Annotated in this window: 17 protein-coding genes and 1 pseudogene; 7 read left to right on the top strand and 11 right to left on the bottom strand. The window is 64.0% G+C overall.

The window, feature by feature from the left end; all coding sequences use genetic code 11:
- Positions 1-86 precede the first annotated feature (86 nt).
- Together WMO64_RS02185 and WMO64_RS02190 are read right to left on the bottom strand one after the other, a co-directional pair.
- Positions 87-1,010, bottom strand: a complete 924-nt coding sequence (locus WMO64_RS02185) for a DUF4097 family beta strand repeat-containing protein (RefSeq protein ID WP_349230850.1) — start codon at positions 1,008-1,010, stop codon at positions 87-89.
- On the bottom strand, positions 1,007-1,576 hold the full coding sequence (locus tag WMO64_RS02190) for an HAAS signaling domain-containing protein (protein WP_349230851.1): 570 nt from the start codon (positions 1,574-1,576) through the stop codon (positions 1,007-1,009). The genes WMO64_RS02185 and WMO64_RS02190 overlap by 4 nt, the downstream gene beginning before the upstream one ends.
- 376 nt (positions 1,577-1,952) lie before the next feature.
- Here WMO64_RS02190 and WMO64_RS02195 point away from each other — a divergent pair, with 376 nt between their 5' ends.
- The 6 genes from WMO64_RS02195 (at position 1,953) to WMO64_RS02220 (ending at position 11,800) form a co-directional block, all read left to right on the top strand.
- Positions 1,953-4,916, top strand: coding sequence for an acyl-CoA dehydratase activase (locus tag WMO64_RS02195; RefSeq protein WP_349230852.1), 2,964 nt, complete (start codon positions 1,953-1,955; stop codon positions 4,914-4,916).
- 74 nt (positions 4,917-4,990) lie between these two features.
- Positions 4,991-6,301 (top strand): 2-hydroxyacyl-CoA dehydratase, encoded by a 1,311-nt coding sequence (locus WMO64_RS02200; RefSeq protein ID WP_294519682.1) that lies wholly within the window; start codon positions 4,991-4,993, stop codon positions 6,299-6,301.
- On the top strand, positions 6,298-6,861 hold the full coding sequence (locus tag WMO64_RS02205) for a GNAT family N-acetyltransferase (RefSeq protein WP_349230853.1): 564 nt from the start codon (positions 6,298-6,300) through the stop codon (positions 6,859-6,861). Before WMO64_RS02200 ends, WMO64_RS02205 begins: the two co-directional genes overlap by 4 nt.
- A 135-nt stretch (positions 6,862-6,996) precedes the next feature.
- Complete coding sequence (locus WMO64_RS02210) at positions 6,997-8,361, top strand: MATE family efflux transporter (protein WP_349230854.1); 1,365 nt, start codon at positions 6,997-6,999, stop codon at positions 8,359-8,361.
- 12 nt (positions 8,362-8,373) lie between these two features.
- A complete protein-coding gene (locus WMO64_RS02215; protein WP_349230855.1) occupies positions 8,374-9,237 on the top strand; it encodes a hypothetical protein in 864 nt (287 codons plus the stop codon).
- Positions 9,238-9,418: 181 nt separating this feature from the next.
- A complete protein-coding gene (locus WMO64_RS02220; RefSeq protein WP_294519721.1) occupies positions 9,419-11,800 on the top strand; it encodes a phosphoketolase family protein in 2,382 nt (793 codons plus the stop codon).
- Between the two features lie 54 nt (positions 11,801-11,854).
- Here the strand turns inward: WMO64_RS02220 and WMO64_RS02225 are convergent, their stop codons facing one another.
- From WMO64_RS02225 to WMO64_RS02265, 9 genes and pseudogenes are all read right to left on the bottom strand, one after another.
- On the bottom strand, positions 11,855-12,592 hold the full coding sequence (locus tag WMO64_RS02225; protein ID WP_294519670.1) for a ClpP family protease: 738 nt from the start codon (positions 12,590-12,592) through the stop codon (positions 11,855-11,857).
- 128 nt (positions 12,593-12,720) lie between these two features.
- Positions 12,721-14,178, bottom strand: coding sequence for a sensor domain-containing diguanylate cyclase (locus WMO64_RS02230; protein ID WP_349230856.1), 1,458 nt, complete (start codon positions 14,176-14,178; stop codon positions 12,721-12,723).
- A gap of 271 nt (positions 14,179-14,449) precedes the next feature.
- Positions 14,450-15,862 carry an aminopeptidase gene (locus WMO64_RS02235; RefSeq protein WP_294519664.1) on the bottom strand — a complete coding sequence of 471 codons (1,413 nt, stop codon included), beginning with the start codon at positions 15,860-15,862 and terminating at the stop codon, positions 14,450-14,452.
- A gap of 87 nt (positions 15,863-15,949) precedes the next feature.
- Positions 15,950-16,492, bottom strand: a pseudogene (coaE, locus tag WMO64_RS02240) (dephospho-CoA kinase); the annotation flags it as partial.
- 21 nt (positions 16,493-16,513) lie between these two features.
- Positions 16,514-17,539: an L-threonylcarbamoyladenylate synthase gene (locus WMO64_RS02245; protein ID WP_349230857.1), complete on the bottom strand. Its 1,026-nt coding sequence runs from the start codon at positions 17,537-17,539 to the stop codon at positions 16,514-16,516.
- Between the two features lie 178 nt (positions 17,540-17,717).
- Positions 17,718-17,987 carry a hypothetical protein gene (locus WMO64_RS02250; protein ID WP_294519656.1) on the bottom strand — a complete coding sequence of 90 codons (270 nt, stop codon included), beginning with the start codon at positions 17,985-17,987 and terminating at the stop codon, positions 17,718-17,720.
- Between the two features lie 29 nt (positions 17,988-18,016).
- Entirely contained in the window at positions 18,017-19,084 is a 1,068-nt protein-coding gene (gene prfA, locus WMO64_RS02255) for a peptide chain release factor 1 (RefSeq protein ID WP_294519653.1), read from the bottom strand.
- 29 nt (positions 19,085-19,113) lie between these two features.
- Complete coding sequence (locus WMO64_RS02260) at positions 19,114-19,800, bottom strand: YdcF family protein (protein ID WP_349230858.1); 687 nt, start codon at positions 19,798-19,800, stop codon at positions 19,114-19,116.
- Complete coding sequence (locus WMO64_RS02265) at positions 19,797-21,698, bottom strand: ABC-F family ATP-binding cassette domain-containing protein (protein WP_349230859.1); 1,902 nt, start codon at positions 21,696-21,698, stop codon at positions 19,797-19,799. The genes WMO64_RS02260 and WMO64_RS02265 overlap by 4 nt, the downstream gene beginning before the upstream one ends.
- Before the next feature lie 86 nt (positions 21,699-21,784).
- Here WMO64_RS02265 and mtnA point away from each other — a divergent pair, with 86 nt between their 5' ends.
- Complete coding sequence (mtnA, locus tag WMO64_RS02270) at positions 21,785-22,804, top strand: S-methyl-5-thioribose-1-phosphate isomerase (RefSeq protein WP_349230860.1); 1,020 nt, start codon at positions 21,785-21,787, stop codon at positions 22,802-22,804.

Genomic DNA, 22,804 nt, shown 5'->3' on the forward strand with positions numbered 1-22,804 from the left:
GTCAACGGCATTTACCGCCAAAAATCATAGATTGTCAAGAGCGCGTTCCGGGTATCTCCGGAACGCGCTCAACAGGCTGCTTTCTCTCAGGGAAACTGGACCGACACATCTCCCATTCCGCTGGACAGTTCCATGCTTCCCCGCTCACCATCCTGGGAAAAGGATGTGCCCAGGCTCCGGCCGTTCACCATCACCTGGCCCAGGTCCGTGCTCAGGCCGTACTCGTACCACTGCTCTTCCCGGGCCGGCTTCACACTGATATCGCCCAGGTCCGCCGTTACGCTGACCTTCTCGCCCAGCTCGCCCTCCAGGGAGAACGAGCCCGTGCTGCCGGTGACGGTCAGACGGTCGGCCACTGCCATGCCGGTGGCCGTCATATTTCCCATGGCCAGCTCCGCCTCCAGCTCGCCCGCCTCTATGCCCGTCAGGCTCAGGGAGCCGCAGTTCAGCGTCAGCACTGCGCTGTCCACCCGCAGCTCGCTGCCGTTCACCTCGCCCAGGTCTGCCGTAGCGGTCAGGTTGTCTGCCCGGAGGCCGTCCAGGGTCAGGCTGCCCAGGCTGCTGGCGATATCCGCGTCCGTCAGGGCAGCGCCGTCAGGCAGAAAAATCTCCACGCTGCCCCCCTTCTGCGTCGACAGCACCCCTGCGGGCCGGTCGTCCCACACCTTCAGCACACCGTCCTCCAGCGCGTACTTCAGCTCCACGCTTCCGTCCCGCAGGCGCATGCCATAGGTCTCGCCGGTCGTGACGGTGACATTGCCGGCAGACAGGTTGACCTCCAGTCTGGTGAACGGCTCCAGCTCCATATTTTTCTCCACAGACGCCACCTCCTCCATAGAATTCCAGCCGGAAAAACGGATCCCGTCCCAGCCTACGCGGATGTGCTCTTTCCCCACCGGAACCTCGATGTGGGTGTCCGCCCCCATGTACCAGCCGATCCCTGTGAGCACTCCGCCGATGAGAAACAGCGGCGCGGCAATGCCTGCGATCACCTTGGCGAATTTCTTCATGCCGCTTCCCCCTCTCTCACGCCGCCGGAGAACATGCGGCGCACCAGAGCCGCCATTCCCTTATACCAGAGCACACACAGCGCCGCGCCGCCCAGGAAGAGCAGCAGCCCCATTGCCGCCGCAAGGAAGCCCAGGCCGCAGAAGAACACCATGGTGGGGATGCTGTAAAAGACCTGGGTAAAGCCGCACCACATGCTGAAGAGCCCGCCGCCCACACAGGCCACTCCTCCGGCAGCGACGCAGACCCCTATCCCCAGCAGGCCCACCACCACCGTCAGCAGCACAGGCACCCAGATGGGTGAGAGCACGATGACCGCCGCGATCCGGCCGCCGGTCCAGCGGCGGGGTTCCCGCAGGTCCCGGCCGCCGGTCCGGGGCATGGCGCCCAGGATACGGGCCGCCGCCTCGTCCGGCGTGCCCAGCTCCTCCTCCGCCCTCCATGCCTGGTCGGGTCCTTTCTCCTCGAAGTACTCCTTATAATACTTCAGGATGCTCTCCAGCTGCCGGTTGGATATCCGGCCGGTGAGATAGCCTGAGAGCTGGCTCAGATACTCCTGCTCACCCATGTCGCTTCCCCCTGTCCCTGCACCGGCGTATGTCCTGCGACAGACCCCCAACGCGGTGATTTTATATTTTTATTATATCGGTCTTTTCTTTATGGACCATGGAGAGATTCTTAAAATCAGATGAAAATCCGCCTGTTCTCCTGTTTTTGCGTTCTCCTTTCCCCCTAATGTCGTTTTTCTCCTCACCCGGAAAACAATTCCTCTCTTTTGTCCGTTTTCCCACGTTTTCACCAAATTTCGTTCCGTTCCGCTTCTTAAATTTCCATGTTCGGAATACCCGGTAATTTACTAGGTTAGGCTTGTAATCTCCGCGTTTTTGTTATATTATGTAATGAACAACCGAAATAACCCACCATGGGATTTTAGGAGTGACCCTATGAGCCTGCGCATCGGTATCGACATCGGCTCCACCACCGTCAAGGTCGTGGTGCTGGATGAACAGAACAAGCTGCTGTTCCGCTCCTACGAGCGGCACTATTCCAAGGCCCGGGAGCGGGCCTGCGAGACCCTCCACTCCATTCAGGATATGCTGAAGGGACAGATGGTCCGGATGGTCATCACCGGCTCCGCCGGTCTGGGCGTGGCCAAGGCCGCCGACGTGGACTTCGTCCAGGAGGTGTACGCCACCGCCGCCGCCGTCCGCGCCTACTACCCGGACACCGACGCCGTCATCGAGCTGGGCGGCGAGGACGCCAAGATCATCTTCTTCGGCGGCGCCCTGGAGGAGCGGATGAACGGCTCCTGTGCCGGCGGCACCGGCGCCTTCATCGACCAGATGGCCACCCTGCTGAACGTCTCCGTCAATGAGCTGGACGAGCTGAGCCTGAAGCACGAGAAGATCTACCCCATTGCCTCCCGCTGCGGCGTGTTCGCCAAGAGCGACATCCAGCCCATCCTCAACCAGGGCGGCCGCAAGGAGGACGTGGCCGCCTCCATCTTCCAGGCCGTGGTGGACCAGACCGTGGCCGGTCTGACCCAGGGCCGGGAGCTCAAGGGCAAGATCGTGTTCCTGGGCGGCCCCCTCCACTTCCTCATGGGCCTGCGGCAGCGGTTCGTGGAGACCCTGAAGCTGGACGATGAGCACGCCATCTTCCCCGAGGACGGCGACTGTTTCGCCGGTATCGGCGCGGCCCTGTGCTCCTCCGACTACCCCGAGCACCCCTTTGACGACCTGCTCAAGCGTCTGGAGGAGAGCGTGGACGCCACCAATACGGTGGACACCATGCCCCCCCTCTTCACCGACAAGGCCGACTACGACGCCTTCCTGGCCCGCCACAACGCCAACCACCCCCCCGAGGCGGATATCCATACATACACCGGCGACGCCTTCCTGGGCATCGACGCCGGCTCCACCACCACCAAGGTGGCCCTCATCGCCCCCGACGGCGGCCTGCTCTACACCTACTACCACTCCAACCTGGGCAACCCGGTGGCCGTGGTACTGGAGCAGCTGAAGGAGATCTACAAGCTGTGCGGCGACCGGATCACCATCAAGGGCTCCGCCGTCACCGGCTACGGCGAAGACCTGATCAAGAACGCCTTCGGCTGCGACCTGGGCCTGGTGGAGACCGTGGCCCACTACAACGCCGCCCGCCACTTCAACCCCGACGTGGACTTCATCATCGACATCGGCGGCCAGGACATGAAGTGCTTCAAGATCCGCAACGGCGCGGTGGACTCCATCATGCTCAACGAGGCCTGCTCCTCCGGCTGCGGCTCCTTTATCGAGACCTTCGCCAAGGCCCTGGGCTACTCCATCGCCGACTTCGCCAAGCTGGGCCTCTTCGCCAAGCACCCGGTGAACCTGGGCTCCCGCTGCACCGTGTTCATGAACTCCAGCGTAAAGCAGGCCCAGAAGGACGGCGCCAGCGTGGAGGACATCTCCGCCGGTCTGTCCATCTCCATCGTCAAGAACGCGGTGTACAAGGTCATCCGCGCCGCCAGCGCCGACGACCTGGGCAAGCACATCGTGGTCCAGGGCGGCACCTTCCACAACGACGCCGTGCTCCGGGCCTTTGAGCTGGAGCTGGGCCGGAACGTGACCCGCCCCACCATCGCCGGCATCATGGGCGCCTTCGGCGCCGCCCTGGCCGCCCGCGACCTGCATCTGAACGCCAGCGGCCTGCTCAGCGAAAAGGCTTTACAGTCCTTCACCCACACCGCTAAGCCCGTCACCTGCGGCCTGTGCACCAACCACTGCGCCCTCACCGTCAACCAGTTCGACGGCGGCCGGAAGTTCATCTCGGGCAACCGCTGCTCCCGCCCCCTGGGCAAGGAGAAGGTGGAGCTGCCCGACCTGATGAACTACAAGTACAAGAAGCTCCGGGCCATGCACGGCAAGGGCGAGGGCACCGGCGTCCGGGGCCGGATGGGCATCCCCTTCGGCCTGAACATGTACGAGAACCTGCCCTTCTGGTTCACCTTCTTCACCAAGCTCAACTTCGAGGTGGTCCTCTCCCCCGAGTCCTCCCGAAAGCTCTACATCAAGGGCCAGCACACCATCCCCTCCGACACGGTGTGCTACCCCGCCAAGCTGCTCCACGGCCACGTGGAGGCCCTGGTGGAGGAGGGCGTGGACGCCATCTGGTACCCCTGTATGTCCTACAACAACGACGAGGGCATCGGCGACAACCACTTCAACTGCCCCGTGGTGGCCTACTACCCCGAGCTGCTGGCCGCCAACGTGCCCGCCCTGAAGCAGACCAAGTTCCTCAACCCCTACGTGGGCCTGTGGCGCCACAAGGACTTTGCCAAGCGCATCGCCAAGATGATGGAGGAGGAGTTCTCCATCCCCAAGCGGGAGACCCTGGCCGCGGCCAAGGCCGCCTATGCCGCCTACGACGCCTACGTCCACGACGTGCGCTCCACCGGCAAGAAGTACATCGAGTACGCCCGGGCCATGAACATGCCCATCCTGGTGGTCTGCGGCCGCCCCTACCACATCGACCCGGAGATCAACCACGGCATTAACGACCTTATCACCTCCTTCGGCTTTGTGCTCATCACCGAGGACGCCCTCTCCTACCTGGAGGGCTACGCCCCCCGGAAGGTGCTCAACCAGTGGACCTTCCAGAGCCGCATGTACAACGCCGCCCGCTATGTCTGCACCCAGCCCGACATGCAGGTGGTCCAGCTGGTCTCCTTCGGCTGCGGCACCGACGCCATCACCACCGACGAGATGCGCTCCATCCTGGAGAGCGGCGGCAAGCTGTACACCCAGCTGAAGATCGACGACATCAGCAACCTGGGCGCGGTACGCATCCGTATCCGCTCCCTCATCGCCGCCATCGACGCCCGCAAGCAGCAGGCCCGCAGCGGCCAGGACGCCGCCAACGCCTGACAGGGCGGCCCCTTCCTCTCAGAATCCCCCACGCCCCAGGGGCGTGAATGTATGCGGAAAGGACTTAGCTTTCTATGGCAAAACTGGAATACGACAAGACCGGCCGCCTTCTCTTCACCAAGGAGATGAAGGAGGAGTACACCCTTCTGGTGCCCCAGATGCTGCCCATGCACTTCGCCATGCTGGTGCGCATCATGCAGACCGAGGGGTACAAGGTGGAGATGCTCAACACCTCCGGCAAGAGCATCCTGGACTACGGACAGAAGTACGTCCACAACGACGCCTGCTTCCCCGCCATTCTGGTCATCGGCCAGCTCATCGACGCGGTGAAGAGCGGCAAGTACGATCCCCATAAGGTTGCCCTGGTCATCACCCAGACCGGCGGCGGCTGCCGCGCCTCCAACTACATCCACATGCTCCGCAAGGCCCTGGAAAAGGCCGACCTGGCCTATGTGCCCGTCATCTCGGTGAACCTGTCCGGCCTGGAGCACAACCCCGGCTTCAAGCTGTCCCTGGGCTTTATCCGCAAGGCCGTGTTCGCCGTGTTCTACGGCGACATCCTCATGAATATCTCCAACCAGGTCCGGCCCTATGAGGTCAACCCCGGCGACACCGATCAGGCCATCGAGGACTGCATGGACTTCCTCCTGGCGGAGATGAACGTGGGCAGGGGCATGAACCACAAGTCCATGATCGCCAACTTCGAGCGCATCATCGACCGGTTCAAGGCCGTCCCCGTGGCCGGAGAGCAGAAGGTCCGGGTGGGCGTGGTCGGCGAGATCTACGTCAAATACTCCCCCCTGGGCAACAACAACCTGGAGAAGTTCCTCCTCTCCGAGGGCGCCGAGCCCGTGGTGCCCGGTCTGGCCGACTTCGTCATCTTCAAGATCTTCAACCGTGACGTGGATGTGGACATCTACGGCGGCAAGTGGATCAAGCAGGCGGTGTGCCGGGTGTTCGCCGGGTACATCAAGAAGAAGCAGCGGGCCATGATCGACACCATCAAGCGCTCCGGCCGCTTCCGCGCCCCCGGCGACTTTGACGAGCTCCACAGCTACATCAAGGGCTATCTGGGCGACGGCAACAAGATGGGCGAGGGCTGGCTCCTCACCGCTGAGATGCTGGAGCTCATCCACACCGGCGTGCCCAACATCGTGTGCACCCAGCCCTTCGGCTGCCTGCCCAACCACATCGTGGGCAAGGGCATGATCCGCAAGCTAAAGGACGACTACCCCTGGAGCAACATCGTGGCCATCGACTATGATCCCGGCGCCACCAAGATCAACCAGGAGAACCGGATCAAGCTCATGCTGGCCAACGCCCGCGGCCTGGCCAAGCAGCACGAGGAGGAGGCCGCCCGGGAGCAGGAGCCCGCCGGCGTATGAACGGCCTCCGCTTTGTAGATGCCTGCACCGACGAGCACTTCGCCGCCATGTCCCTCATCCATGCGCTGGGCTGGCGGGACACTTACGTGGGCTATGTGCCCGACGACTATATGGCCCGGGAAATTACCGATGACCGGTGGACAAAGTTCTTTCGGGAGGACTACCAGACCGGGCGCTGTCATGGACTTCTCCTTTACAGCGGCCACACCCCGGTGGCCGCTATCAACTACGGCCCCGCCCGCACGGAAAACTACAACGCGGGCACCAGCGAGGGCTCCGACTTCCCTAACGAGGCCTACCGGGGCTGGGGGGAGATCATCTCCTTCTACACCCACCCGGACCACCGGGGCAAAGGGTACGGCGGCCTGCTCTTTGAGGAGGCCCTCCGCCGTCTGAAGGCCGACGGCTTCCGCAACGCCTTTGTGTTCGTCCTGCGGGAGAACAGCGGCGCCCGGCGGTTCTACGCCGCCCACGGCTTCCAGTGGGACGGCACCCATGCAGATATTCCCTTCCCGCCTGACGCCATTTGTGTTGACTTGCGGTACACCAGGGCATTATAATAGTGCCATAAGTAAATGGCCGTCCGTTTTTCCCCTCGCCTTTTCCGGCGGCCCACAGGGATCAAAACCACTGTAACAACGGGTTTTCCTCACAGAGGGAAACCCGTTGTTTTTTACGAAAGGAAGATGAATTTGATGGAAAACAAGATGGGCACCATGCCCATCCGGCGGCTCATCATCCACATGTCCTGGCCCATGATGCTCTCCATGCTGGTCCAGGCCCTGTACAACATGGTGGACAGCTACTTCGTCTCCCTCATCGACGACAGCGCCTTTGTGGCCCTGGGACTGGCCTACCCGGCCCAGACCATGATGGTGGCCATCTGCGTGGGCACCGGCGTGGGCGTCAACGCCATGCTCTCCCGCCGCCTGGGAGAGAAAAAACCGGAGGCCGCCTGCGCCGTGGCCCTGAACGGCTACTTCCTCTATCTGCTCTCCTGGGTGGTCTTCCTCCTCTTCGGCCTGACCCTGGGTCCCCGCTTTGTGGGCTTCTTCAACAGCGACCCCCTGGTGCGGGAATACGGCGGACAGTACCTCACCATTGTGACCGTGTTCTCCCTGGGCGTATGCATGCAGTTCGCCGGCGAGCGGGTGCTCCAGGCAACGGGCAACGCGGTGGGGCCCATGATCATCCAGGGCGTGGGCGCGGTGGTCAACCTGTTCCTGGACCCGGTGCTCATCTTCGGCCTGGGGCCCTTCCCCGCCCTGGGGGTGGCGGGCGCCGCCATCGCCACGGTCTTCGGCCAGCTGGTGGGCATGGCGGTGGGCTTTGTGCTGGTGGCCCGAAACAGGGTGATCCGGCTCACCCTGCGGGGCTTCCGCCCCTGCCCGGCCACCATCCTGGACATCTACCGCATCGGCGGCCCCGCCATTGTGATGCAGTCCCTGAGCACGGTGATGACCCTGGGCCTGAACAAGATCCTCAGCCTACCCAAAATGCTGGTGCTGTACGGCGACGCCCCCGTGTTCATCCTCTCCGCCTACTTCAAGCTCCAGTCCTTCGTCTTCATGCCGGTCTACGGCATGAACAACGGCCTCACCCCCATCCTCAGCTACAACTACGGCGCCCGGCAGCGGGAGCGCATCGCCGGCGGCGTCCGCTTCGCCCTGGCCGCCGCCCTGTGCATCATGGGGGTGGGCATGGTCATCTTCCTGCTCTTCCCCTGGCTGCTCATGGGGATCTTCAGCGCACCGGAGCTGGCCATGGCCATGGGCGTACCGGCCCTGCGGATCATCTCCCTCTCCTTCCTGTTCGCCGGGGTGTCTATCATCCTGGGCGCCGCCTTCCAGGCCCTGGGCGTGCCCATGTTCAGCCTGATCCTCTCCGTGCTGCGCCAGGCCGCCATCGTGCTGCCCGTCTGCCTGTTCTTCGTGTTCACCGCCCCTGAGCTGGTCTGGTGGTGCCTGCCCGTGGCCGAGGCGGTCTCCTGCGCCGTGGCCCTTGTCCTGTACCGCTGGGTCTACCACGCTAAAATCCTGCCCCTTGGGGCAGCTTCCTGAGGAGGTCAATCTATGAAGTCCCTGATTCCCGCGCTTCTGGCCGCTGCGCTGCTCCTCTCCGCCTGCACCGGCGAGACGGCCGTCTCCCCTTCCCCGTCCCAATCCGCCCCTGTCTCCTCTGCCCGGCCCTCCGATGCGCCTCCCAGTTCCTCGGACGCTCCGGAGGCCCCCGCCTGGTGGGAGAATATCTCCACAGAGGACCTGCCGGACACCCTGTCCGCCGCGGAGGACGTCCAGGCGGGCAGCGGCAGCCTCTACCGGCTTGCCGAGCTGCCCGACCAAGACATCGTCCTCTACGGCTACGGCGGCGACTCCGACGGCGCGCCCTGCGGCGTTCTCCTGGCCCGGGGCGACACCCTCACCCCCTTTGACCAGGTCTGCCTCTCCGCCCAGCACCCCATGCTCCCCCAGCTGCGGTGGGACGACCTGGACGGCGACGGCAGCGGGGAGCTGGCCGTGGTCTACCTGGTGTCCAACTCCGCCGGGTCCAGCGTGTTCGAGCTCCACGTCTACCGGCCCCTTTCCGACGGCGGCTGGGCGGACTGCGGCCTGCTGCCCGGCTACTACGGCCCCCTGCTGGACGGCCTGCTCTCCTTCTCCTACGACCACGATGAAAACACCGTCACCATCACCGCCGGCAGCGAGAAGATCAGCGTCTGGTATGACGGCCCCAACGAGCCCGACGGCCTGGCCCCCGTGGGCGGCCTGGTGTTTTTCCGGTACGAGGACGGCGCCTATACCGCCGTGTTCGGCCTCCAGATCACCGCCGGGGATGCGTCCCCCGCGGACATCGGCACCCTCACCGCCCAGGTGTCCTACGATGGAGACGCCCTCACCCTGACCGACTTCCGCCTGAACGCCAACGGCGGCGTCTAAGCCGTGAAAAAAGAGACTGCGCCTGTTGCAGTCTCTTTTTTCTGTTTTATGCCGACGTAACTATTGACTTCTGCCCCACAATTTAGCATAATAATAGTGATCTCAAGCGTTCGAGGAGGCTCTTCCGATGGCTAAGACCGCAAAGCCCGAATCTAAGCCCGTACTTAAATCCGCCGCCCGTATGTCAAAGCGGGGGCCCCTTGATCAGGAGCAGCTGCGCAAGATGGACGCCTACTGGCGCGCGGCCAACTATCTGTCCGTGGGCCAGCTCTATCTGCTGGACAATCCCCTGCTCCGCCAGCCCCTGAAGCCGGAGCACCTCAAGCGGCACACTGTGGGCCACTGGGGCACCGCGCCGGGGCAGAACTTTATCTACACCCACCTCAACCGGGTCATCACCCGCAACGACCTGAACATGATCTATCTGGCCGGTCCCGGCCACGGCGGCGAGGCCGTGGTGGCCCAGACCTACCTGGAGGGGACATACAGCGAGGTGTATCCCAACGTGGGCCAGGACGAGGAGGGCATGAAACGGCTTTTCCGCCAGTTTGCCTTCCCCGGCGGCATTCCCAGCCATGTGGGCCCCGAGGCCCCCGGCTCCATCAACGAGGGCGGCGAGCTGGGCTACTCCCTGTCCCACGCCTTCGGCGCGGTGATGGACAACCCCGACCTGATCGCCGCCTGCGTGGTGGGGGACGGCGAGGCCGAGACCGGCCCCCTGGCCGCCGCCTGGCAGAGCAACAAGCTCATCAACCCCATCACCGACGGCGCCGTGCTGCCCATCTTCCACCTCAACGGCTTCAAGAGCGCCGGTCCCTCCATCTTCGGCCGGATCACCCACGAGGAGCTGGAGATGTACTTCAAGGGCTGCGGCTGGGAGCCCCGGTTCGTGGAGGGGGACGACGCGCCCCAGATGCACCAGACCATGGCCGCCGCCCTGGACTGGGCGGTGCGTGAGATCAGCCGCATTCAGGAGCACGCCCGCACCCAGAACGACCCCACCCGGCCCCGGTGGCCCATGATCGTGTTCCGCTCCCCCAAGGGCTGGACCTGCCCCGTGTCCCTGGACGGCTTCCCGGTGGAGGGCACCTGCCTGGCCCACCGCATCCCCTTCCCCGCCGACGCCGCACACCCGGAGCATATCGCCCTGCTGGAGTCCTGGATGCGCAGCTACCACCCGGAGGAGCTCTTTGACGAAAACGGCCGGCTCGTCCCCGAGCTGCGGGAGCTGGCCCCCGTGGGTAACCGGCGCATGGGCTCCAACCCCCACGCCAACGGCGGCCAGGTGCTCCGGGACCTCCGCCGCCCCGACTTCCGCAGCTACGCGGTGGATGTCCCCTCCCCCGGCGACCACCTGGGCGAGGACATGCACCAGCTGGGCAAGTACATGCGGGACGTGGTACGCCTCAACATGGAGGCCAAGAACTTCCGCATCTTTGCCCCCGACGAGGCCAAGTCCAACGGCCTGGAGCCGGTCTTTGAGGTGACCGGACGGCGCTGGAACACCGACTTTATGGAAAACGACCTGAACCTGGACACGGAAGGACGGGTCATGGACGCCATGCTCTCCGAGCATATGTGCCAGGGCTGGCTGGAGGGCTACCTCCTGACCGGGCGGCACGGCGCCTTTGTCAGCTACGAGGCCTTTATCCGCATCGTGGACTCCATGGTCTCCCAGCACGCCAAGTGGCTCAAGGTGGCCTCCCAGCTGCCCTGGCGGCAGGATATCGCCTCCCTGAACTACGTGCTGGCCTCCAACGTGTGGCAGCAGGACCACAACGGCTTCACCCATCAGGACCCCGGCTTCCTGGACCATGTGGCCAACAAGAAGGCGGACGTGGTGCGGCTCTACCTGCCCCCGGACACCAACTGCCTGCTGTCCACCTTCGACCACTGCATCAAGAGCCGGAACTACGTCAACGTGATCATCGCCTCCAAGCACCCCCGGCCCCAGTGGCTCACCATGGACCAGGCCGTGAAGCACTGCACCCAGGGCATCGGCATCTGGCAGTGGGCCTCCAACGACCAGGGCGCCGAGCCCGACGTGGTCATGGCCTGCTGCGGCGACACCCCCACCCTGGAGACCCTGGCGGCAGTGACCATCCTGCGCAAGTACCTGCCCGAGCTCCACATCCGGGTCATCAACGTGGTGGACCTGATGAAGCTCCAGCCCCACACGGAACACCCCCACGGCCTCACCGACGAGGACTACGATGCCTACTTCACCACCGACAAGCCCGTCATCTTTGCCTTCCACGGCTACCCCACCCTGGTCCACGAACTGACCTACCGCCGCCACAACAAGAAGCTCCACGTCCGGGGCTACAAGGAGGAGGGCACCATCACCACCCCCTTTGACATGCGGGTACAAAACGACATCGACCGCTACCACCTTGTGATGGACACGGTCAAGCGTCTGCCCCAGCTGGGCAACCGGGGTGCCTTCCTCATCCAGCTCATGCGGGACAAGCTGGTGGAGCACCGCCAGTACATCACCACCTACGGCGAGGACATGCCCGAGATCAGAGACTGGAAATGGAACAACGGCAAGGGGATGGAATGATCCTCTGCCTGCAAACGCGCCCCCGGAGGCTGATGCCTCCGGGGGCGCTGCTTCTTAGCGCTTGAGCGCCGCCATCCGCCGCTGCCGCTCCTCCTCCATCATGCCGTGGAGGCAGTCCAGCGCGTCGGAGAGGCCGCCGATCCGGTCGATGAGGCCGATCTTCACCGCCTCCTCCCCGTAGATCACGCTGCCCACATCCGCCGCCAGCTCCCCGGTCTGGAGCATCATCCTGGTAAAGGTCTCCCGGTCCACATGGCTGTTCTGGGTGACAAACTGGATGATCCGGTCCTGGATGCGCTCAAAGTAGTAGAAGGTCTGGGGCACGCCGATGACCAGGCCGTTGAGACGCACCGGGTGGATGGTCATGGCGGCGGAAGGCGCGATAAAGGACACCTTGGCGGACACCGCCAGCGGCACGCCGATGGAGTGTCCGCCTCCCAGCACCAGAGACACGGTGGGCTTGCGCATGCTGGCAATCAGCTCGGCGATGCCCAGCCCCGCCTCAATATCGCCCCCCACTGTATTCAGCAGGATGAGCACGCCGTCCACCTCGCTGCTCTCCTCAATGGCCGCCAGCAGAGGCATCACATGCTCATATTTGGTGGTCTTGGCGTTGGAGGGCAGCAGCTGATGGCCCTCGATCTGCCCCACAATGGTGAGGGTGTGGACGGTGCCGCGCTCCGTCTTGATGGTGGCCGAGCCCATATCCACGATCTGCTGCTGGCGGTCGCTGAGCCCGCTGTCCTCCTCCCCGCGCTCCGCTGCTCCGGTCTCCCTGGTCTCTTCTGTCATATACAGCACCTCCCTGTGTACTGCCCCTAGTATTTGCGGACACAGGGAGTTTCATCCGTAAAAAAGGACTTGGCGGGATACCCTGCCAAGTCCTTTTCTCATCTTCTGTTTTCCGGGGCGCAGCGCCTTCAGCCCTCCGCCTGGAAGACCGCGTGCCCGTTTCCCCCGGCCCGCTTGGCCTCGTACAGGGCCCGGTCCGCGTTTTCATACAGCAGCGTGAAGTCCTTGCCGTGGCGGGGATAAAATGCCGCGCCGATGCAGCACGACAGGGTCTCCTGGGGGATCTCGTCCACACTGATGCCCCGGATCCGGCTGTTCACCGTGGACATCAGCCGCTGCACCACTTCCGGATTGCCCACGTTCTTCAGAAACACCATAAACTCGTCTCCGCCCACACGGCCCACGATATCCGTCTCACGGAACACGCCCCGCAGGACCTGCGCCGTCTTCTTCAGCACCAGATCTCCGGTGGCATGTCCGTAGGTGTCGTTGATCTCCTTGAAGTGGTCCAGGTCCACCATCAGCAGCACCTGGTAGCCCTTGCACCGCTCCTCGTTAAGCCAATCTGTAATGCTCCGGGCGGTGCTCTCCTTGTTGAGCAGGCCGGTCAGCGAATCCTCCTCCGCCTTCCGCATCAGCCTGCGCCGGTCTCTGGCGTTGATGTGCTGGATGGACACCAGCAGCGCGCCCACGCCCAGCAGGAACGCCGCGCCCAGCAGCAGCTCATAGTGGGCGATGAATTCATAGCCGGCCTTGGCGTCCTCCTCGCTGACCACATAGCAGAGCACCCAGTCGTTGCAGTCCAGAGGCTCGTAGGCCAGATAGCTGCCCACGCCCTGGTTGTCCACGATGATGCTGCCGCTGCTCCTGTTCTGAAAGTCCGTACGCATCTGGTCCAGGGAGCCCTTGGAGAAGTTCACCTTGCCATATGCATCGAAGAAATACCGCTCCGACCAGTCGGCCTCGGCAGTGCCTGTGCTCACAATAGAGCCGTCCGCCGTCACGATAAAGGAGTAGCCCTTCCCCTCGTAGATATCCGCGAACAGCAGGCTGCTCAGGGCGCCCACGTCGTAGGAGCCGCCCAGCACGGCTGTGACCTGGCCGTCCCGCTCCACGGGCACTGCCAGCACCACTTTGTTGTCCCCGTCCACCGAGCTGGAAAGCGGGTTGCTCATGGCCCGCTGGCCGCTCATGGCGGTCTGAAAATACGCCCGGTCCCCCACCTGAGTGACGATCCCATCGCTGCTGTATCCCGTCCCGTCCGGCAGGATCAGCATGGTCCGCCCAAAGGTGTCCGTGGAGGACAGGGACTGAAGGATGTCCTCCATCTGCTCCACGGTCAGCTTCTGGGGCTGCATGCCGATATAGCTGGATGCCACCTCCAGCGTATTGAACTGGAGCTCAATGACCGCTTCAAAATGATAGCTCTGCTGCTGCACATTGGACTGGAGCAGCTCCACTGTATTTTGATTGACCGCACTGTCCACTCGGGCGAAGAACACCATAAATGCCGTTGCCAGGTAGCACAGGAACACGGCTAACGCAATCGCATATCTTAGGCTGTTCTTGCTTCGGTGCCAACCCATGCCCTCACCTGCACTTCCGCTAAAACGATTAACAAGATTATAGCAAAACTATCGGCTTCTTGCAATTTAAACAGCTGATTTTCGCTCTCTTTTTTTCTTCCGCTGTGACTTAAACCGCCCTTTTCCGTCTAAAACAAACATTAGCTGTCATTTTTCGCCATAATTCCTCACATTTCGAGAAATCCATTTTCTGAATCTTTCGGCCGCTCCCTGCCGGGTGCATGCAAAAATGGGCTCCGCACAAGTACGGAGCCCATTTTTTCCTGTTCAGTTACCGCGCCTCAAAGACAGCCTTCATGCCCTTGTAGGTCATGTAGCAGTCCAGCTTGCTCACGGTCTCATAGGGGGCGTGCATGGAGAGCACGGGCACGCCGGCATCCAGGGTGTCGATGTCCCGCTCGGCCATGTACACGGCCACGGTGCCGCCGCCGCCCTGGTCCACCTTGCCCAGCTCGGCCATCTGCCACACCACGCCGGCCTCGTCCAGAATGCGGCGGGTATAGGCCACCAGCTCGGCGGAGGCGTCGGACGCGCCCGACTTGCCCCGGGCGCCGGTGTACTTGCACAGGCCCATGCCCCGGTTGATATAGGCGCTGTTGCGCTTCTCAAAGACCTCGGCAAAGTTGGGGTCGTAGGCGGCGCACACGTCGGCGGACAGGCAGAAGGACCGCTCGTAGCAGGCCTTCAGGGCCACGCCCTGGGCGTCGCACAGGTCGCTCATAAAGGTGTCAAAGGCGGCGGACTTCATGCCGGACACGCCCTCGGAGCCGATCTCCTCCTTGTCGGCCAGCATGCACACGGCGGTGCGGGCGGGCGCGCCGTCCAGGGAGAAGAGGGCGGCCAGAGCCGCGTAGCCGCAGACACGGTCGTCGTGGCCGTAGGAGCCGATGAGGGAGCGGTCAAAGCCGATATCGCTGGCACGGAAGGCGGGCACGGCGGTCAGCTCAGCGGAGATGAAGTCCTCCTCCACGATGCCGTACTTCTGGTTGAGCAGGTCCAGGATGGCCAGCTTCACCCGCTCGGAGCCCTCGTCGTCCTTGAAGGGACGGCTGCCCACCAGCACGTTCAGGCTCTCGCCGGGAATGGCCTCGGCCAGGGTCTTCTTGCTCTGGTCCGCCGCCAGGTGGGGCAGCAGGTCGTCCACGGTGAACAGGGGGTCCCCCGCGCCGTTGCCCACGGCCACCTTGATGACGCTGCCGTCCTTCATGGCGATGACGCCGTGGAGCTCCAGGGGGATGGTCACCCACTGGTACTTGCGGATGCCGCCGTAGTAGTGGGTCTTGAGGAAGCACATCTCGGTGTCCTCATAGAGGGGGTTCTGCTTGATGTCCAGCCGGGGGGAGTCGATGTGGGCCGCGCCGATGTTGACGCCCTCGCTGAGGGAGGCGGTGCCCACCACGGCCAGCATGATGGCCTTGCCCCGGTTGACCCGGTAGAGCTTGTCGCCGGGCTTGACGGCCATGCCGCGGACAAAGGGCTTGAAGCCCCGCTCCTCAGCCTGGCGGACGGTCTCGTCCACGCACTCCCGCTCGGTCTTGCCCGCGTCCAGGTACTTCTTATAGTCCTCACAGTAAGACTTCATGGCGGCCTCGTCCTCCGCCGTCAGGCGGTCGTAGCCGTTCTTGGGCTGGTAGAGCAGGGCCTCACGCCGCAGCTCACCCGCGGTCTTCTGTTTCTCTTCCATCTTATTTCCTCCTTGCTCAGGGCGGGACTCCGCTCCGAGATTCAGTATTTTTTCAAACAGGGCCTTTGCCTGCCGGGCAAACTCCGCCTCTTCCCCGGTGTTCTCCAGCACTGCGGTGCAGTTGGCCCGGAAAAAGGCGTCGCTCTGCTGGGCCTTCACCCGCATGCGGGCGTACGCCTCGGAAATGCCGTCCCGGGCCATGATGCGCCTCACCCGCACCTCCGGCGGGGCCAGAACACCCACAACCGCGTCGCACAGATCGCCCAGACCGCTCTCGATGAGGGCGATGGCGTCCACGGCGGCCAGAGGCCGCCCTTCCGCCCGGGCGGTGCGGAGCAGCTCCTCCACCCGCTGGCGCACATACCGGTGGGTGATGGCGTTCAGGTCGGCCAGCAGGGCCTTGTCCTGAAAGACCAGAGCCCCCAGCTTCTTCCGGTCCAGCCGCTGTTCACTGTCTAGGATACCCCTTCCGAAGCGTTTCGTCAACTCGTTTCTCATGGCGGCGCTCTCTTCCAGCAGCTGGTGGTACACCTGGTCGCAGTCGATGACGCAGCCGCCCAGGTCGGTCACCGCCCGGAGCGCGGTGGTCTTCCCCGCCCCCGTGGGGCCGGTAATGCCGACGATTTTCATGGTCCTCACCGCCCAGGTCTGTTATGTCGTCTCGTTCAGATCCACGATATGGAACCCGGCCGCCTTGTTCAGCCGGTTGGACACGGCCAGGCCGATGCCCCCGTCGTCCGGACACTGGGACCAGATCTCCGCCGCGTCGGTGCTGTCAAAGTACCGCAGGGCGTCAAAGACCCGCCGGGCCTGCTCCTCCTTGTCGCCGGCGGGGCCCATGGTCTCCACCAGGTGGCCGGGGAAGTCCCCGGCAAACTCGTCAAAGCAGATGACCCCGCTCTTGGGCCCCAGATGGTCCCGGATATAGGCCGCGGTTCTGTCCGCCGGCCCCTTCACCACCGTCACCGGCGCCTTGGGGGCGTAGTGGCGGTACTTCATGCCGGGGGCCCGGGGATGCTCGTCCTTGCCCATGAGCCGGGTGACCGCCTGGTCCACGGCCACCTCCCCCAGGGCGTCCTGGAGCTGCTCCAGAGTCACGCCGCCGGGCCGCAGCAGCCGGGGAGGCGTCAGGGTCAGGTCGATGATGGTGGACTCCACCCCCACGGTGCAGGGGCCGCCGTCCACAATGCCGTCGATCTTCCCGTCCATGTCCTCCAGCATGTCCGCCGCGCTGGTGGGGCTGGGCCGGCCGGAGGTGTTCCCCGAGGGGGCCGCCACCGGCACCCCGGCCGCCGCGATGATGGCCCGGGTCACCGGGTGGTTGGGGCAGCGCATGCCCACCGTGTCCAGCCCGGCGGTCACCGCGTCGGGCACAATGGGCTTGCGCCGGAGGATCATGGTCAGGGGGCCCGGCCAGAACTTCTCCGCCAGGGCGTAGGCCGCGGCGGGGATGTCCTCACAGTACCGCTCCAGCCAGTCCGCCGAGGGGACGTGGAGGATCAGTGGGTTGTCCTGGGGACGGCCCTTGGCCGCAAAGATGTGGGCCACCGCCTCCGGGTCCAGTCCGCTGGCCCCCAGGCCGTAGACCGTCTCGGTGGGAATGCCCAGCAGGCCCCCCCGCTTCAGGATCGCCGCGGCCGCCTGGGTATCCTGGGCCGTCAGTCGTTGTGTTATCACGCTCGTTCGCCTCGAAAATCAGATTTCAGTTCCAGCCGTCCGTGCTCCGTTCGGTGCAGGCCTGGACCAGACCCACAATGCCGGCGGCAATCAGCGCCATGCCGGAGAGAATGTTCAGAATCGCAGTCACCTTTTTCATACCAGGGGCTCCTTTCTTTCATTCCGTCGGTTGGATGGTTCAGCCGTAGATATTGGAGGCCACGCCGGCCAGCTCCAGGGCGGTGTCCCGGGGGAACCCGGCGCCGCACAGATAGCCCCGCACCGCCACGATGCAGTGCTTGGGGTTCACCTTCTCGTCCTCCAGCTCCAGCTCCAGATAGTGGCCCTGCTCGTCGTCTCCCGAGCCGGTGAGCCAGCCGTCCTCCTCCAGAAGGTTGGCCACGGCCAGCTTGAACTCCTCCTGCTCCATTCCCTTGGGCAGTCCGGAATAGTGAATCAGCATTTCCATTGTAAAAATCTCCTTTCGCGGGATGGCCCTTAGTCCGCCTCTCCGCTCTGTTTCAGCCGCTCCGCCTGGTCGGCGGTGATCAAACTGTCAATAATCTCATCCAGGTCGCCGTTCATCACGTCCTCCAGCTTGTAGAGGGTGAGGCCGATCCGGTGGTCGGTCAGGCGGCCCTGGGGGAAGTTGTAGGTCCGGATGCGCTCGTTGCGCATGCCAGTCCCCACCTGGCTGCGCCGCTCCTCGCTCCACTCGCTGCTCACACGCTGCTGTTCCGCCTCGTAGAGCCGGGAGCGGAGGATCTGCATGGCCTTGTCCCGGTTCTGGAACTGGCTGCGCTCCTGCTGGCACTCCACCACCATGCCGGTGGGCTTGTGGATCAGCCGGACGGCGGAGGAGGTCTTGTTGATGTGCTGCCCGCCGGCGCCCGACGAGCGGAACACCTGCATTTCAATATCAGCCGGGTTGATGTCCACGTCCACCTCCTCGGCCTCGGGCAGCACCGCCACCGTGACGGTGGAGGTGTGAATTCGCCCACCCGACTCGGTCTCGGGCACCCGCTGCACCCGGTGGACGCCGCTCTCAAACTTCAGGCGGCTGTAGGCCCCGGCCCCCTCTACTGTGAAGGAAATTTCCTTTATCCCTCCCAGCTCGGTCTCGTTCAGGCTGGCCACCTCCACCTTCCAGCGGCGGGTCTCGGCGTACATGGAGTACATCCGGTACAGGGACGCGGCGAACAGCGCCGCCTCCTCCCCGCCCACGCCGGCCCGGATCTCCACGATGACGTTCTTGTTGTCATTGGGGTCGGTGGGCAGCAGGAGGATCTTCATCTTCTGCTCCAACTCCTCCGACTCCGCCTTGGCCTGGGCAAACTCCTCCTGGGCCAGTTCCTTCATGTCCGGGTCGGACATGAGGCCCCTGGCCTCCTCCATGTCCCGCTGGCGCTGCATATAGCGCCGGTAGGTGGTCACCAGAGGCTCCAGCTCGCTCTGCTCCTTATTCAGCTTTGCCACCAGCGCCGGGTCGGCGTAGGTCTCCGGGGCGTTGAGACGGGCCACCAGGTCCTCATAGTGGAGCTCCAGGCTCCTGAGCTTGTCCAGCATGTTAACCTCCGTGTCTTGTTCGGCTGTCCTCAGCCGAGGGTATGGGCTGCGCTTCCCTGAACGGCCTGCCCCTGGGGGACCTCACGGTCCAGAAGGAAGGACTTGACCAGGGCCAGGGGCTCCCGGAAGAACATGCTGATCCGGGACGGCACATGGCTGGAGGGCGCGGCCAGGGTGGACACATTGCCGTATCCGAACCGCTCGGCCAGCATCCGCGCCCGGGAGAGATGAAATCCGTTGGACACGATCAGCACCCCGTCCTCCGCCGGGTCCACGCCCAGATACTCCAGGTACGCCAGGGAGTACCCCAGGTTCTCGGCGGTATTGTGGGAGTTGTCCTCCAGATAGATGTATGCCTCGTCATAGCCGGCCCCGGTCAGGTAGTCCGCCATGCAGGCGGCCTCGCTCTCCGGCTCGTCCTGGCCCTGCCCGCCGCTGACAATCACCGGGATAGGGCTGTCCAACTCGTTCAGGTAGTCCAGCGCCGTGTCCAGCCGGTCCTTCAGCAGCAGAGAGGGGCCGCTCTCCTCCACCTTGCAGCCCAGAATGATCATCACCCTGGGCGTGCCCTGGATATGGGTCCGCTCCCCGGCGTACACAATGCCCGCCAGAATGGCGAAGCAGATCAGGCCCAGCCCGATCAGCCCGATCAGGACCCGCAGGAGGGGATGGAGCTTCTTCCCGCCGTAGGGATGGTATGCGCTCTGCCGTCTCATCCCTGGGCCTCCTCCAGCTGGGCGGCCAGGGTCTCCCACTTGGTATATAGGGCGGCAATTTCGTCCTCCAGGGCCTTCTGCTCCTCGTACACCTTCTGGAGCTCCAGGTAGTTGGAGGCCACCTCCTCGGCCTTAAGGGACAGCTCGTACTGCTTCTCCTCCGCCTTGGCCACCGCCCGCTCCGCCGCCGCCACCTGCTTCTCCAGCTCCTTGGTGCCGCCGGGGCGCTTGGGCTTCTCCTTCTTGGGCTTCTCCTCCTGGACCACTGGCGCGGCCTTGGCCTGGGCCTGCTTCCGCTGCCGGGCGGCCTGGAACTCCTGATAGGTGCCCTCAAAGTCGGTGATATGTCCGTCCTCCAGCATCCAGATGCGGGTGGCGAAGCGGTTGATAAAATACCGGTCGTGGGACACGAAGAGCAGGTTGCCCTCGTAGTCCTCCACCGCCTCCTCGATCCACTCCCGGCTGGCCACGTCCAGGTGGTTGGTGGGCTCGTCCAGAATCAGCAGGTTGATCTTCTCGTCCATCAGCATACACAGCCGCAGGCGGCTCTGCTCGCCGCCCGACAGGGCGGACACCGGCTTGAACACGTCCTCTCCCTGGAAGTTGAAGGCGGCCAGCCGGTTGCGGGCGGTCTGGGTGGAGCAGTCCAGGTCGTAGATCATGGTGTCCACCAGGCTGCGCTCAGGATGGGAGAAGTGGATGATCTGGGGCAGGTAGCCGATCTTTACCGTGGGGCCCATGCGGATCTTGCCCTCGCTGGGCTGCTCCTCCCCCATGATGATCTTGATCAGGGTGGATTTGCCGGTGCCGTTGTCCCCCAGCAGGGCGATGCGCTCGCCCCCCTCCACCAGAAGGTTCACATCGGAAAACAGGGTCCGGCCGTCAAACCGCTTGGCCAGTCCCTTGATGACCATCACCTCGTCGCCCCGGAAGTCCCGTTCGCCGAAGCGGATGTCCAGTTTCCGGTCCTTCTTGGGCTTGTCGGTGGTGCGCATGCGCTCGATCCGCTTCTCCATGGAGAAGGCCCGCTTGTGCAGCTTGTCGTTGCCCATGAAGGCCCACAGGTGGAGCTTGTCCGCGGCTTTCTCCAGCTGCTCGATCTTGGCCTGCTCCTTCTCGTACTGCCTCAGCTTCTCCTGGTAGCGGCGCTCTTTCTCCACCACGTAGAAGCTGTAATTGCCCTCGTAGAACTCGGCCTTGCCGTCCACGATCTCAATGACCCGGTGGACCACCTTGTCCAGGAACCACCGGTCGTGGGAGATGGCCAGCACCGTGCCCTTGAACTTGTCCAGGTACTCCTCCAGCCACTCGGTGGCCCGCAGGTCCAGGTGGTTGGTGGGCTCGTCCAGCAGGAGGATGTCGGTGTCCTCCAGGATCAGGCGGCCCAGGTTCACCCGGGTCTTCTCCCCGCCGGACAGGGCGGAGAAGAGCTGCTCCCGCATGGCCTGGGGAATTTCCAGGCCGTTGCACACCTTGTTGAGCTCAGTGGCGGTGTCGTACCCGCCCTTGGCCTCAAAGGCGGCCGACAGCTCCCCGTACCGCCGCAGCAGGGCCGGGTCGCTGCTCTCCCCCATTTTGGCGGTGAGGTCGGCCATCTCCTGCTCCATCCTGTGGAGCTTGGAGAAGGCCGTGTTCAGCACGTCCTCCACGGTGTACTCCGGCGGATAGACCGGGATCTGGGAGATGAGGCCCACCGTCTTGCCGGGGGCGGTCATCACCTGCCCGTCGTCGTAGTCCATCTCGCCGGTGATGATCTTGAACACTGTGGTCTTGCCCGCGCCGTTCTTGCCCAGCAGGCCGACCCGCTCTCCCTGGTCCACCTGGAAGGTGAGGCCGTCCAGTATCTTTTTGCCTACCTCAAACTCCTTGGTCAGGTTTGAGACAGATATATCTATCATTTCTTGTCTCCTGTCAGTTCTTTGTGCTACAATGATTCTATCACCGGCCGCCCCAGGGACGGCCGAAGCGCTTAGGAGGCTTCGCTATGGATGCAATTCGCTGGGAAGGAAATACTCTTTACCTCCTCGATCAGACAAGGCTTCCCGTCCGGGAGGACTGGATCGCCTATACGGATTTCCGGGCCGTGGCCAAGGCCATCACCGACATGGTGGTGCGGGGCGCACCCGCTATCGGCGTGACAGCGGCCTACGCCTACTGTCTGGCCGCCATGGAGTTCCGGGACGCGCCCGACTTTGCCGCCGCCATGGAGGAGGCGGAGCGGGTGCTTGCCGCCAGCCGGCCTACCGCCGTCAACCTGTTCTGGGCTCTGCGCCGCATGGCCGACTGCCTGAAGGCCAACGGCGGCACGCCGGAGGCCATTGACGCCCTCATCCGGGAGGCCAAGGCCATCCACGAGGAGGACGTGGCCATGAACCACGCCCTGGGCGACTTCGGCGCGGCAGTGGTGCCCCACCACGCCCGCATCCTCACCCACTGCAACGCCGGCAGCCTGGCCACCGGCGGATACGGCACGGTGCTGGGCGTGGTTCGCTCTGCTTTCAGTCAGGGTAAAGTGGATATGGTTTACGCCGACGAGACCCGTCCCCTGCTCCAGGGCGCCCGGCTCACCGCCTATGAGCTGGTGAAGGACAACATCCCCTGCACCCTCATCACCGACAACATGGCCGGCTTCCTCATGGCCCAGGGCAAGGTGGACCTGGTGATCCTGGGCTGCGACCGGATGGCCGCCAACGGGGACTTTGCCAACAAGATCGGCACCTACTCGGTGGCGGTCAACGCCCGCTACCACGGCATCCCCTTCTACACTGCCCTGCCCTCCTCCACCATCGACCTGTCCATTGAGGACGGCAGCGGCATTCCCATTGAGGAGCGCCCCGGCGTAGAGGTGACCCACCTGGCGGGGGTCCAGACCGCGCCCGAGCAGGTACAAACCTGGAACCCGGCCTTTGACGTGACCCCCCACCAGCTGCTCACCGGCATCATCACCGAAAAGGGGGTCGTCTACCCGCCCTTCAAGGAGAACCTGGCCAAGCTCTTCGGCTGA

It is taken from the genome of Pseudoflavonifractor intestinihominis (assembly GCF_040096055.1).
In the GTDB taxonomy this organism is placed as follows: Bacteria; Bacillota; Clostridia; order Oscillospirales; family Oscillospiraceae; genus Pseudoflavonifractor; species Pseudoflavonifractor intestinihominis.